The sequence below is a fragment of the Salinivibrio sp. EAGSL genome (assembly GCF_013366455.1).
GTDB classification, from domain to species: domain Bacteria; phylum Pseudomonadota; class Gammaproteobacteria; order Enterobacterales; family Vibrionaceae; genus Salinivibrio; species Salinivibrio costicola.
This window is the reverse complement of record NZ_JABWMG010000005.1, coordinates 72569-84260: the sequence shown is the minus strand read 5'-3', so window position 1 is coordinate 84260 and position 11692 is coordinate 72569. Positions and strand designations below refer to the sequence as shown.

Annotated in this window: 11 protein-coding genes; 4 read left to right on the top strand and 7 right to left on the bottom strand. The window is 49.3% G+C overall.

Features of this window, described 5'->3' with window-relative positions; translation table 11 throughout:
• Window positions 1–70: 70 nt before the first annotated feature.
• Entirely contained in the window at window positions 71–715 is a 645-nt protein-coding gene (gene pcp, locus HLG76_RS04465) for a pyroglutamyl-peptidase I (protein ID WP_077677150.1), read from the top strand.
• A gap of 92 nt (window positions 716–807) precedes the next feature.
• Here the strand turns inward: pcp and HLG76_RS04460 are convergent, their stop codons facing one another.
• From HLG76_RS04460 to HLG76_RS04450, 3 genes are all read right to left on the bottom strand, one after another.
• On the bottom strand, window positions 808–1539 hold the full coding sequence (locus HLG76_RS04460) for a glutamine amidotransferase (protein WP_175993142.1): 732 nt from the start codon (window positions 1537–1539) through the stop codon (window positions 808–810).
• A 65-nt stretch (window positions 1540–1604) separates the two neighbouring features.
• Complete coding sequence (locus HLG76_RS04455) at window positions 1605–2354, bottom strand: lipoate--protein ligase (RefSeq protein WP_175993141.1); 750 nt, start codon at window positions 2352–2354, stop codon at window positions 1605–1607.
• Window positions 2355–2391: 37 nt separating this feature from the next.
• Window positions 2392–2775, bottom strand: coding sequence for a cytochrome b562 (locus tag HLG76_RS04450; protein ID WP_021024242.1), 384 nt, complete (start codon window positions 2773–2775; stop codon window positions 2392–2394).
• A 166-nt stretch (window positions 2776–2941) separates the two neighbouring features.
• Here HLG76_RS04450 and HLG76_RS04445 point away from each other — a divergent pair, with 166 nt between their 5' ends.
• The gene (locus HLG76_RS04445) at window positions 2942–3709 is read left to right on the top strand and encodes a siderophore-interacting protein (RefSeq protein WP_175993140.1); all 768 of its coding nucleotides are present in this window, start codon (window positions 2942–2944) and stop codon (window positions 3707–3709) included.
• A gap of 108 nt (window positions 3710–3817) precedes the next feature.
• Here HLG76_RS04445 and HLG76_RS04440 read toward each other — a convergent pair whose 3' ends face one another.
• From HLG76_RS04440 to ppiC, 4 genes are all read right to left on the bottom strand, one after another.
• The gene (locus tag HLG76_RS04440; RefSeq protein ID WP_175993139.1) at window positions 3818–5977 is read right to left on the bottom strand and encodes a S9 family peptidase; all 2160 of its coding nucleotides are present in this window, start codon (window positions 5975–5977) and stop codon (window positions 3818–3820) included.
• Window positions 5978–6231: 254 nt separating this feature from the next.
• The gene (locus HLG76_RS04435; RefSeq protein ID WP_077461398.1) at window positions 6232–7581 is read right to left on the bottom strand and encodes an alpha-amylase family protein; all 1350 of its coding nucleotides are present in this window, start codon (window positions 7579–7581) and stop codon (window positions 6232–6234) included.
• A 222-nt stretch (window positions 7582–7803) separates the two neighbouring features.
• The gene (locus HLG76_RS04430; RefSeq protein ID WP_175993138.1) at window positions 7804–8967 is read right to left on the bottom strand and encodes a GGDEF domain-containing protein; all 1164 of its coding nucleotides are present in this window, start codon (window positions 8965–8967) and stop codon (window positions 7804–7806) included.
• A 157-nt stretch (window positions 8968–9124) separates the two neighbouring features.
• On the bottom strand, window positions 9125–9406 hold the full coding sequence (gene ppiC, locus HLG76_RS04425; protein WP_021024501.1) for a peptidylprolyl isomerase PpiC: 282 nt from the start codon (window positions 9404–9406) through the stop codon (window positions 9125–9127).
• 587 nt (window positions 9407–9993) lie between these two features.
• Between ppiC and dctP the strand changes: the two genes are divergently transcribed.
• Together dctP and HLG76_RS04415 are read left to right on the top strand one after the other, a co-directional pair.
• Entirely contained in the window at window positions 9994–11019 is a 1026-nt protein-coding gene (gene dctP, locus HLG76_RS04420; RefSeq protein WP_198532339.1) for a TRAP transporter substrate-binding protein DctP, read from the top strand.
• 56 nt (window positions 11020–11075) lie between these two features.
• Window positions 11076–11651, top strand: coding sequence for a TRAP transporter small permease (locus HLG76_RS04415; RefSeq protein WP_021024504.1), 576 nt, complete (start codon window positions 11076–11078; stop codon window positions 11649–11651).
• The last annotated feature ends 41 nt before the right edge of the window (window positions 11652–11692 follow it).

Below are 11692 nucleotides of genomic sequence, written 5' to 3'. Positions count from 1 at the left end.
TCCTTTGCGTGATTGGCTGGTAAACCTGCGGTAGAGTACAGCTCTACCGCTTTTTTACGCGAGGCATTGGATGCACACGATATTGATAACCGGATTTGAACCGTTCGGCGGCGAGAGTGAAAACCCATCTTGGCAAGTGGCACAAGCATTAGAAGGCTGGCAGCCCAATGAGGAGTGCATCGTTAAAGCCGTGCGCCTGCCCTGCACCTTTGACGATAGCTTACCGACGTTACACAGCGCGCTAGAATCACTCAGTCCGGTGATGGTGATCGCCCTTGGCCAAGCCGGTGGCCGCGCCGAGATAAGCTTAGAGAAGGTAGCGATCAATTATCAGAACGCGCCCATCCCGGACAACGCCGGTAAGCAGCCGCATGGCACGTCGGTGGTGCCATCTGGGCCCAACGCCTATTTTTCTACCTTACCCCTCAACCGTTTAGCGAACGCATTAAACGAAGCCCATCATCCTGCCAGTATTTCTTACACCGCGGGCACCTTTGTGTGTAACCACGTGTTTTATGGCTTGATGCATGCTCTGGCTCATCACACCGAGGTACGCGCCGGCTTTATTCATATTCCCTACAGCCCAGCACAAGCGTGCAAACACCGCGCCCCGAGCATGCCGGTGGGTGATGTGGTAGCAGCGATGAAGGTAGCTATTGAGTTGAGTTTATTGGATGATGATGCCACTACCGTGTGTGAAGGCATGTTGCACTAACACGCGTTAGATGGCGCTCAGACGATGAAGCTCAAACAATGACGCCTAGCAGCGGAGCACAGTTACGGTTACCGTGCTCCTAACCTAATCGCTTAAAACAGCCACTCAGTGACGAGATCGTTGTCGGTCAGCACGCTATCGAGAAAGGCAAACAAATGCGCATTCATCGGTGCCGTATCAAAGGCGCGAATGGAGGCAGGGTCTTGAATAAAGCGCTTGTTAGCGACCTCGCCCTCTGGATAGGCGGCGTGCAATAAGCCTTCAACCGCCAGAGGTGTCAATTCAAGGTGGCATTGAAAGCCATATACCCGTGGTCCGTACTTCACGATCTGGCGCGGACAACCTTCGCTGCTAGCCAGTACACGACTATTGGGTGTCAGCCCCGGCATATCATGGTGCCAATGGCCCACAATTTCTTGTGGGGCAAAATGCGGCATATGCTCATCAATGTGGCCATCTTCGGTTAACTGGATGGGGAAATAACCAATCTCGGGCTCAGGACTTTTCTGATACGACGCGCCCAATGCCTCACCAATCAGTTGCGCGCCGAGGCAAATTCCTAATACCGCACTGCCTTGTTCAATGCACTGGTTTATAAGTGCTTGCTCGTGCGGGCTATCAAAATGTGGGCATTCAGACTGTGGCGTATCTGGACTTTGCGGCCCGCCGAGTACCACCAGCAGATCAATTCCTTCACCGGTTTCCGGCAACGGCTCGCCCCGATACAAATGACTGGTGGTCACATGATAGGCACGCTCGTCACACCAATCTAAAATGGCTCCCGGGCCTTCAAACGCCTCGTGAATAACAAGATGGACGCGCATTCCTCACTCCTTGGGATTTATTTTAGGCATGACAGTGCTAAAGCATACTATATTGAGCCGCGGCCTCAAGCCTTGCCCACGACAAGCGGTGGTCGCGCCATAAACGCTTGAGTCAACAACTGAAACAACTGTTCGATTGTCGGCAATTCATCTAGGTGCGCAGCTAAAGGGGTATGCACCTCGGCCTCAATGCGATCGGAGTGACCACAAAGCCGATTACACAGCGATACAGGGGCAACAATATGTTGGCAATCGGCATCAATCAGCAGACACGCTTGCGCCAGCATCACCGTTTGTTTGGCATCGTCTGCGCCCATTCCTGCACCCGCGCTTAAACGCAGGATACGCTGGGCGGTTCCCACCACTTTTTTGCCATCAATATTGAGGTTGTAGTCACCATCACAATACGATCCGGGCGTATCACCCACCGTGGTCGCAATGCCTAACTGATGGAAAAAAGACTGTAAAATGGTGCAAAAATACTGGTAAGCCGTCTGGATATGATAAGGGGTGTTATTCGGCCACACCGTCAGATAAGACACGTTAATCACGCCGGGCAGTTGCGGCACCGGCGCGCCGCCAGTCCGTCGGCTTTGCACGTGCCACCCTAACGACGATAATGCGCGGCGTAATTCAGGCGTTTGTAGCCATTTTTGGCCCGCCGGCAGTACCAAGGTTTGCGCATCTGGCTGCCAAAGCAGTAATGCCTCGTTGAGCTCGCCCTGCTCTATCCGACGGATCAGCGCCTGCTCTTTCTCAAATGCAGACGCCACCGACAGCGAGGGATAACGCAAAATCGTTTTTTGAGTTGCCATCATACACTCGCTATCGCGACACTCAGTGATTGCGCCATTAACCGAATAAACGCTGCCAAATGCTTGGGTTGCGTTTGTCGTGGTACTCTTCACGCAAGGCATCGATTTGGCGCATGCCTTGTTGTGCCTTATCGAGGTCGCCTTCGCTCAGCGCGGCATCAATTCCCTCTACCGTCACCGCCAGTTTATCGAACCCTTCCATGAAGGTCTCTGCTTTTTCCGGTGGATAGCTGCCCGCTTTGGCTTGCGCGATCAGGGTTTCCAGTTTGGCGACCGGTGCTTGCATCGCTTCGATGCTTTGTGCGCTCGCCGCCTCTTTGAAGGTCATTTTCATTTCTTTCATGATCGGCTTGAGCTCAGAGGCTGAGACATTCAGCGACAGCAACACCGCCACCGCGCCCATAAGTATGACTTTCTTCATTTTTGCTCCATGTAATTGTTTTTTAGTAATAATAATGCGCCATTATATTACTCACTTCTCACGGCATTGCCTAGCTAAGAAGCGTAAAACAATGTAAAGCACTTACACATCTCGCATCCAGATGGTATGATTAATTGTAAATGATAATTATTTTAAGTCAGAAAACATGAAACAGCCGAACTATCACCTCACGCACGTTATTGATACCCAAACCGTCACACCCAATATGCAACGTTTGACCTTACAAAGCGACGCTTTCGCGGCGTTCCCCGCTGACTGTGAAGGCGGCTACATCAAGTTACTGTTTGATAAAGCGGGCAGCACGGATCTGAGCGGAGTAGCTGAAGGCGAGCGCCCCGTGATGCGCACCTACACCGTTCGCCGCTTTATGCCTGGCCAGCAGCAAATTGAAGTGGATATGGTTCGCCACCAAATCGAACGAACCGACTGTGGCTTTGCCGCGCGCTGGGCACTGAATGCCCAAGTGGGTGATACCATTAACATTGCCGGCCCTGGGACAATTGCGCCGATTAATCGCGATGCGGATTGGTTCTTTATGGCGGCCGATATGACCGCGTTGCCGGCACTATCAGCCAAGATCAAAACCCTACCTCGCGATGCCAAAGGCTATGCGGTGATCCAACTCGATACCGCAGAGGATGCTCAACCACTCGACGCCCCCGCAAGCATGGAGATTATTTGGCTAACTACCCCGACGTTGGCCGAGACGGTAAAAGCACAACCTTGGTTAGCCGGGCAAGTGTCGGTATGGTGTGCCTGTGAATTTGAAAGCATGCGCGCACTGCGCCAATACTTCCGCAACGATCGTGATGTTGAGCGCGAGTTTATCTACATCAGCAGCTATTGGAAAAATGGCGTAACCGAAGAAGGCCACAAAGTGATCAAGCGCGAAGATGCGGAGAATAATCAGTAGGCCTAAACACCTTTTTTCACCTGCAGTGAGCGTGCTTATCGCGTCTCTACCCGCATAAAAAAAGCGCCGATATCGGCGCTTTTCTCGTTTAAGGGGGTTACCCTTTGATTATTTTGCTTGCTTATCGAGCAAGTCGAAGAAGAAGGCATATTCCAATGCATCTTCTTTAATCCGCTTAAAGCGCCCCGATGCGCCGCCGTGACCGGCTTCCATGTCGGTTTTAAACACCAGCGTATGGTTGTCGGTTTTCAGCTCACGCAGTTTCGCGACCCATTTCATCGGCTCAAAGTACTGCACTTGTGAGTCATGCAAGCCTGTGGTGACCAACAAGTTGGGGTAGTCTTGCGCGCTGACATTGTCGTACGGTGAATAGCTGAGCATATATTCATAGTAGGTTTTGTCATTCGGGTTGCCCCACTCATCATACTCGTTAGTGGTCAGTGGAATCGACTCATCCAGCATGGTGGTGACAATATCCACAAACGGCACATGCGCGGCCACCCCTAAATACAACTCTGGCGCTTGGTTGATGATTGCCCCCATTAGCAAGCCACCTGCTGAGCCGCCGACGGCAAACACCTTGTCTTTATCGCCATAGCCTTGCGCGGTGAGCGCTTGGGTCACATCAATAAAGTCGTTAAAAGTGTTCTTTTTGGTCAGCTTTTTACCGTCGTCATACCAAGGGCGTCCTAGCATTTCAGAACCGCGAATATGCGCAATCGCAAACACAAAGCCGCGATCCAACAGGCTTAAACGCGTGGTGGAGAACGTGGGCTCCATGGTGGCGCCGTATGAGCCGTAACCGTATTGATAAATCGGATTAGTGCCGTCTTTTTTGAAGCGGTCTTTACGATACACCAAAGACACAGGCACCTGCGCACCATCACGCGCGGTGATCATCACCCGCTCTGACTGGTAGTTGTCCGGATTAAACTCACCCAGCACTTGGTTTTGTTTGAGCATTTCACGCTCACCCGACGCCAAATCAAACTCGTAGTAGGTGCCCGGTGTGGTCAAGCTGGTGTAGTACACACGCACAGCGGTATTATCCATTTCTGCGTTGCCCGTCAGATAAGCCGCATAAGCCGAATCATCAAACTGCAACGGATATTCATCACCGTTAATCAGGTTTTGCACCGTGGTACGCGGCAAGCCATTTTCGCGCTGCTCGTACACTAGATGGTTGTCGAACAGGGTGAAATCAACCAACTGCACCTTATCATTTGGCGCGATCACATCTTGCCATTGGCTGCGATCGTCACGCTCGCTTTGGTGTACCTTCATCAAGCGGAAGTTGACCGCTTGGTAGTTGGTATAGATGTAATACCACTCGCCACGCTTCGCCACTTCATATTCTATGCCGGTTTCTCGCGGATAAAACGCTTGGGCAGTAGCATTCGGATCATTGGCATCCACGAGCGATACGCCGCTGGTTTCGGTGCTGGCGTGCCAAATAAAAATTTGCTCACCGTCTTTGCTTTTGCTCAAGCCGGTGTAGTAGCTGGTATCGGTTTCTTCGTAAATTAAATCATCAGCGGATTGCGGGGTCCCCAAACGGTGGCGATACACCTGAAACCCTAGCAAGGTTTGCGGATCTTTTTTGATGTAGTAAAAGGCTTGGTTGTCGTTCTGCCACACAATACTGCTCGAGGCGCCTTCAACCTTATCATCGAGGTACTCACCGGTAGTGAGGTCTTTAACTTGAATGGTATAAACGCGGCGGCTGAGGGTATCTTCTCCATACGCTAATAGGTTTTCGTTTGGACTGACGCTCAGTTGGCCAATGCTGTAAAACTCATGCCCTTTCGCGAGCGCGTTGACATCCAAAATCACCGTTTTATCGGTGCCCGCAAAGTCTTTGGCACGCACATAGGTGCGATATTCATCGTCGCCTTCCACTTCACTGGAATAGAAATAACTGCCTTTTTTGACGGGAACCGAGGCATCGTCTTTGACGATACGCCCTTTGATTTCATCGAATAGCTTGGCCTGCATTGGCTCAGTGTGTGCGAGCACCTGATCGGCGTAGGCGTTTTCTTGATTAAGATGGGCGATCACATCAGGATCTTGGCGTGCATCATCACGCATCCAATAGTAGTTATCCACGCGCGTGTCGCCGTGAATGGTCATTTCATGAGGGATTTTTTTCGCGACAGGCGCACTCAGTTCGCCTGGGCTGGAAGCTTTCACGTGTGACTCTCCTTGAAAACTGCACCCTGAGAGCAAGGATACCGCCAGTGCTCCGGTGAGTAAAATGTGTCGGGACATACTTTTCCTTCAGGTTTATTTAGCCATAACAGTAATTTAACAAACAAGCATCCTATTAATGACCTGAGGGCATCAAGCAAGTTCCAATAAACAATCTTCTTTTTATCGTTCGCCAAATGACTCACAGTCTAATGCGTCCTGAGTGCAAACATCATTGTTTTTAGCTTTAAACAGCAAATTACCGCGTTTTAGCCGTGTGGGGTTTAATCATCGACACCCACCGTAGGTGCAAAGAACAACAGCTAGCAACAGCATTATGCCGGCACGAGCATCATCGCCGATTGGGCTGCAACATCAATATGTTGCTCGCTCGAGACCGTGACGCCCGTCAGCAGATCAGTCCAATCATTTTCCAGCGTCACTGAGAGTGATTGAGGATTGAGTGATTTATTTAACACCAATATTCCTGCGTCTCCCCGCTTTATCACCAACCGATCATCGGTCGCTTCCAAGACACGCATGGGCTCACCATGGGTCAAATTATGGAAGGCGATCATTTGCACCATCTTTGGATCTTTCCACGCATTTTGCCAACGTGGTTGGCCGTCTCCCCCTTTGATACCACTGGTATCAAGATCGGTATAAATCAGTGGCACGCCACCATCGCGCCCCAAGATATATGCATAAGCCAACCACTCGCTCGCTTCGTCCATCACCAAATCCAAGAAAACATCATTGTTGGGAATGTCATGGGTAATGGCAAAAGTAATTGCACGCCCTCGTGATAACGCTTGGCCAAAGCAGTAAGGGTCAATCAAAGATTTGAGGCTGCCTGCGTTGGAAAAAGCCTGATAAAGCGTTGAGAACAGCGGAAAGTCGTAGGCACCTAAACATGTTTCTTGTAAATAGGGAGCCAGAAAGAGTTCATACTCTTCTTTGCTTGCGCCACCGTCTGTGATGATTTCGCCAAAAATATGCGCATCATGGGTAATATCATCGGTCCACACGCGTTTGAGGTGCTCTAAGGTCATGTGCTTGGCCGCATCAATCCGAAAACCTTTCACGCCAATTGCTTTTAACGCCTTAAGATAGGCACGTTGCTGCGCGATCACATGATCACACACCCGCAGTGTCGGCAACCCCGGATCGCTAGGTCCGCCACTAATGCGCCCGTTTTGTACTTGCCAGGTGTCTTTCCAATCTTGTATGCCAAACGCATCGACGAAGTCCTGCTCAGTAAACAGTGGCTGAGATAAGTCGCCAAATAATGTCAGTTCGCGATAGCGTTCTTCATGGGTTTGATAGGTTACCATCACCGTTTGGCTTGGATAATTCAAGTCAGTGCGAGCATGCGCCTCATTGGCCATATGATTGAAAACCACATCGACGTACGTAAACACACCAACACGGTTTAACGCTGCAACCATCGCTTTAAAGTCCGTGGTGTTTCCGAGCGCATTTTCAATTACACGATAATCTTGCGGCTGGTACCTTAGCCACCAGCGTTCATCTTGCTCGCTTTTCATCGGAGGGGACACCAGCACCGAGCCATATCCTAGCGCGCTGATCTCTGCCGCGCGTTGGGCAATATCTGCGTACTTCCAATCAAAAGCATGCAAGATAACATTGGCTCCTGATGATTGGGAGCCTTGTAAGCCATTCATGTTTCTCTTTTCATCGCGTTTAGGCATCGACCGTGACCCTGTTGTTGATGGGCGAATTCAATAGTCAAAATTATAAACGCTATACACACGCCGCCCTCCTCCTTTGGCCGCATCTATGAGGATGATAAGCGAGGCGTAGTCAGTGTTTAGCTAAGGATTAAGCAACCCTCGTTAGTCTATATACGGATGTCATCGCAGTGAGGAGAGAAATTGGATGGTTCTTCAAGCCGGTTCGCAACCGACATTTGCCAAACGATAAACCGTGGAATTATAGACTTTATAGGTGTTTTTACCTTCATACTTGGCACGATAAAGCGCATCATCGGCTTGCGCCAACAAGCTATCAATATCAAGCGCCTCATCGGTGGTGGTGACGCCTATGCTCGCCGAAAGGGCTATCTCAAGCGCCAAACGATTACTTCGAATCGTTTGCAGTAATTCATCAGACAGCTGCTGCGCTCTAGCACTGTCACAGTAAGGCAGCACGACCGCGAACTCCTCTCCCCCCAAACGCCCAACCACACCTTGCTCATCAATCACTTGCTCGAAAACATCTGCGCAGTGCATCAGTACTTTGTCTCCCACCGAGTGGCCGAATGAGTCATTAATCGCTTTAAAATCGTCCAGATCAATCATCAGCACACTAATGGGAAACGCGCTGTCATCCACGCGCTTTTTTGCTTTAGTCAGAAAAGCACGGCGATTTAACAGTCCCGTTAAACTGTCTCGGGTCGCTTCGCGGTGGAGTTTCTCGTGCACGCGCTCCAGCTTATAAAGAAAGATAATCAGGGTATTGATCACGCTATAGGCGATGCCCGACAAAATCAGCCCTGCTTGTAATAGCGAGGTGCCCAGTAGTTGCGTAAATAGATCAGGATAGAGATGTGCAAATGTCGCCCTGCCTACATAGGCAACACTGAATCCACCCATCACCATGATGAGCCAACGCTTTAAACGCTGGCCCCCTATGTTCGTACCACTCACGATGGTGTGTGTCATCAGCCCTAACTGCATACTGACGATCAAACTCGCGTAAACCACACGACTCCCGATGTCATCAAGGTATGACGACATCGATACAACAGACAGAATAACAGGTAGCACCAACTGCCAACGCGGTACGTCGCGCGCAAAAATTTGCCCCAACGCCCAGTGGCTGAACGAAAATGACACCATCACACAGGCATTGTAAAAAACGATCCCTAAATAAGGGTGAAGGTGAGGACGGGTAAACAAGAATAGGTTGCTAAAGCCATGAATAAAAAGCGAGAGTGCCCATCCGTTAATCCCTGGTTCTTTGCGGTTTTGTACCAATAGAAAACCCGCTAGCAGCCATTGGATTGCAGTCAGAGTAATGAGCAGTGTCGGAGCATCAAGTTTGAACATCAGAGATACGTTAATTAGGGCGTGCTTTAACTTTACCACTTAATCCGTGGCCGTTTACCGGCAATCAATGTGCGCGGCTTCAATTTCTGGCGGTTAATCTTTATGACAGTTTCAGCGTCTTCGCGCCGATGCTATCCATAGATCGTGAGCGATAGGATTAGTTGCGATACAAGACTTTGATAATGTGCCAGCCGAATTTGGTTTTTATCGGCCCAAGCGGACGCAATAACTCACCACTGAATACGGCTTTATCAAAAGGTGGTGCCATGTCACCGCGACGAAATTCGCCTAGATCACCGCCTCGCTTACCCGAGGGGCATTGCGAGTACTTCTTCGCGAGCGTTTGGAAGTTTGCACCTTTTCTAAGCTGGTCTAGCAAAGAAGTTGCTTGCGATTTGTCTTTCACCAATATATGAAGGGCTGCTGCTTTTTTGGCCATCAGGACGTCTCGTAAAATTAAAGCCGCTTAGTATATCGGATTTCTTCCGCTGGATAACAAAAATTGTAAGGCGACCAGAGCCGACTTACACGGAGGGAACCCAGGCAATGATATCGGCGAAGATGAGGATTAGCACAAAAATCAGCACATATTCATTAGAGGTGGAAACATAAACTAGAAAAAAACTCCCTCCCCCGGCCTTTTTAATGCCAGCTCTATCCAATTTCGTCATTCCCGACTGCTTTTGATTGCTATCTATCGCTATCGCACTAACACCCCTTAAAACGCTGATTTGATCGCATTTTGGTGGAAAAAACATATTAGAGAAAGCAGCGTTTATCGTCATAAAAAGCATAAAAAGAGATCTGTATCACACTGCTGACACGTTGATATTCATCTGACTTTAATAATTATACCTCTGATGGTTAAGCTGTTTGTATTGTCTGTTATTTGTGTAAAAACATTGGCAGATGCTTTTACGGGTATAGGAGAGAGAGGCGAGAACTGCCACCTCACTCACTGAGAAAAGGATCTTAATCACACTCTCGTTCACCACGATTGAAAGCTAATCCACATATCGGAGGGACATGATGTCCATTTATAGCCACCTTAAGCAATTGACTGCAATTTCATGCGTTGCCGCCGCATTAGGCTTCTCAGCCATGGCCAATGCCGACACTTGGCGTTATGCCCACGAGGAGTACGAAGGTGACGTGCAGGACGTCTATGCACACAAATTTAAGGAGTACATTGAAGATAACTCAGAACATTCATTGCAAATTTATCGCTTTGGCGAGCTCGGCGAGTCTGACGATATCATGGAGCAAACCCAAGCGGGCATCTTGCAATTTGTTAACCAATCACCCGGCTTTACTGGTTCGTTAATCCCTGAAGCACAAATCTTCTTTATCCCTTATCTGATGCCAACGGAAATGGACACTGTGGTAGAGTTCTTCCGCCAGAGTAAAGCGGTCAATGAAAACTTCCCTGAGCTGTACGAAGAGCAAGGCCTAGAACTGCTCAAGATGTATCCAGAGGGTGAAATGGTGATGACGGCAGACGAGCCTGTCACCGAACCTGCAGACCTGGAAGGGAAGAAAATTCGTGTGATGACTAATCCACTGCTGTCATCTACCTACGAAGCGTTTGGTGCAACGCCAACGCCATTACCGTGGGGTGAGGTATACGGCGCGCTACAAACCAACATGATTCAAGGCCAAGAAAACCCGATTTTCTGGATTGAATCAGGCGGTTTGTACGAAGTATCACCTAACTTAATCTTCACACACCATGGTTGGTTCACCACTGCATCAATGGCGAACAAAGAGTTCTTTGATGGTTTGTCTTCTGATGATCAAGCAATGATCCGTGATGCCGCTGATTATGCGTTTAACGAAACGGTTCAACACATCCGTGGTCTTGCAGAGAAATCGCTCGATAAAATTCAGTCGGCAAGTGACGAGGTGACCGTGACACGCTTGACCGATGCACAGATCGAGAAATTTAAAGCACGTGCACCACAAGTGGAAGAAACCTTCTATGAAATGACCGGTGAAAGCGGTAAAGCACTTCTTAACCAGTTTAAGAAAGACTTGGAAGCCGTTACTAACTAGTTGTCAGTCGTACAGGCACCGCCCCACGCGGTGCCTGTTTATTTGAGGAATACGCAATGACCGATTCCGACTCTCTCAAGTATCACTCCGAGCTACCTGGCCTCCTTGGCAAACTGGATACCCTGATTTGTAAAATCGAATCCTTTATGTTGGCTGCCGGTGTGCTCTTAATGGCCCTAAATACCTGTGTCAACGTCATTGCACGCTTTGGCTTTGGACAAGGGTTATTTTTTTCAGGCGAAATTAATCGCATTTTAATTATATTGATCACCTTTGCAGGGATCGGTTATGCCGCTCGTCATGGCCGCCATATACGGATGTCTGCCCTTTATGACACCTTGCCATTCACAGGCAGAAAAATTCTAATGACTACGATCGCGCTCGTGACCGGCCTGATCATGCTGGTATTGGCCTATTTTTCTTATCAATACATTGCCTCTGTCTATGATCGTGGTCGTATTTTACCTGCCCTCGGCTTTGAAATTTGGTGGATCTATATTTGGGTGCCGCTTGGGTTTGCTATCACCGGTATTCAATACGGACTCACCGTTTATAAAAATCTCACATCACCCGATGTTTATCTCTCCGCTGGCGTGCTTGACGGTTACGCTGAGACTGAAAGTGAAGTTTAAATAGGCACCAACCACTATGGCCATGACTTTAATGCTCATCA